Source organism: Streptomyces sp. SID9727 (assembly GCF_010550605.1).
Lineage (GTDB): Bacteria > Actinomycetota > Actinomycetes > Streptomycetales > Streptomycetaceae > Streptomyces.
Genome location: NZ_JAAGNI010000102.1, coordinates 1 through 1,230, shown reverse-complemented (window position 1 = coordinate 1,230; position 1,230 = coordinate 1). Strand labels below are relative to the sequence as shown.

General features: G+C 73.9%; 2 protein-coding genes and 1 pseudogene. 1 reads left to right on the top strand and 2 read right to left on the bottom strand.

What is annotated here, in order from left to right:
- Positions 1–418, bottom strand: a pseudogene (locus G3I41_RS05975) (hypothetical protein); the annotation flags it as partial.
- A gap of 267 nt (positions 419–685) precedes the next feature.
- On the opposite strand from G3I41_RS05975, the gene G3I41_RS05970 reads away from it, so the two are divergent.
- Positions 686–1,093, top strand: a complete 408-nt coding sequence (locus G3I41_RS05970; protein ID WP_164399255.1) for a S4 domain-containing protein — start codon at positions 686–688, stop codon at positions 1,091–1,093.
- 15 nt (positions 1,094–1,108) lie between these two features.
- Here the strand turns inward: G3I41_RS05970 and G3I41_RS05965 are convergent.
- Positions 1,109–1,230: zinc-binding dehydrogenase (locus G3I41_RS05965; RefSeq protein ID WP_164399254.1), on the bottom strand; the 122-nt coding region annotated here is incomplete at its 5' end.

Here is a 1,230-nt window from a genome sequence, read left to right as displayed (position 1 = left end):
CCGGCTTCGGTGCCTCGGGCTCTGCCACGGGTGCGGCGGTCTCCACGACGGGCTCGGGGTCCGCGACGGGCTCCGCGGCCGCCTCCGGCGCCTCGGGCTCGGCCGCCTCCGGCGCCGCCGCGTCCGGGCCCTTGCCCTGGGCCGGGACCGTGGGCGTGGCCGGGTTGTCGAAGGCCGCGGCCACCAGGTCCGACGCCTTGGCGCCCTCGTCCGCCGCCTTGGCGTTGGACGAGGGCGTCTCCGTGTCCTCGTCCGACGACGCGGGGGAGGGCACCGAGATCCTGACGGGTGCCTCGTCCGGCTCCGGCGCCGTGGCACTCGCGTGCTCGCCCTGGGGCGGGACCGTGGCCGTGGTCGGGTCGTCCTGGTCCGTGCGGTCACGGCCGAACACCTTGCGCAGCAAGCTCCGAATGCCCATGGGCGAGCCTTTCGCGTGAGTTGGGTGCGATGAATGTCCGTACTGCGGGAATTGATCCCTGGCCAGGGCGGATACGTAAGGTTAGCGGCCGGATAAGGCCGTCCGGCGGCACGGCCCGCATGTGGGACAACCGAGAGCGAACCGATCCCGGACCGAGTCCTGAGAGCCGTAGGGGCCGTTCACCGCGCCCCCACTTCACCTGCACCGCGTAGGCGTCGAGTTGACGCGGGAACGTACCGTCCGGGCCCACCGCTTACAGTCGGACGCATGGTTTCGGGTGAGGCTCCGCAGGCAGAGGGCAGTGTCCGGGTCGATGTCTGGATCTGGTCGGTCCGGCTCACGAAGACCCGGGCGCAGGCCGCCGCCGCCTGCCGTGCGGGTCATGTGAAGGTCGCGGGCGAACGCGCCAAGCCCGCGCAGTCGGTGCGGGTCGGTGACGAGGTGCGGCTCCGGCACGCGGGTCGGGACCGGATCGTCGTCGTGTCGAAGCTGGTGAAGAAGCGGGTGGGCCCGCCCGTGGCCGCCGAGTGCTTCATCGACAACAGTCCGCCCCCGCCGCCGCGTGAGACCGCGATCCAGGTCCCGGTACGCGACCGGGGCGCGGGCAGGCCCACGAAGCGGGACCGCCGCGAGATGGACCGGCTGCGCGGAACGGGCCCCGGTCCGGCGGAGTAGCCGGCGGCCCGCGCGTCAGCCGCGCAGCGCGATCACCGTCTTGCCGCGCGCCCCGCCCGCCCGGTTGCGCGCCAGGGCCGACGGCGCCTCCTCCAACGGAAGTTCGGCGTCGACCGGCACGCGCAGGATGCCGTCCG

What these genes read in the sequence shown, in the direction of transcription:
- G3I41_RS05970 (WP_164399255.1), top strand. Translation starts at nt 686, where the DNA reads ATGGTTTCGGGTGAGGCTCCGCAGGCAGAGGGCAGTGTCCGGGTCGAT.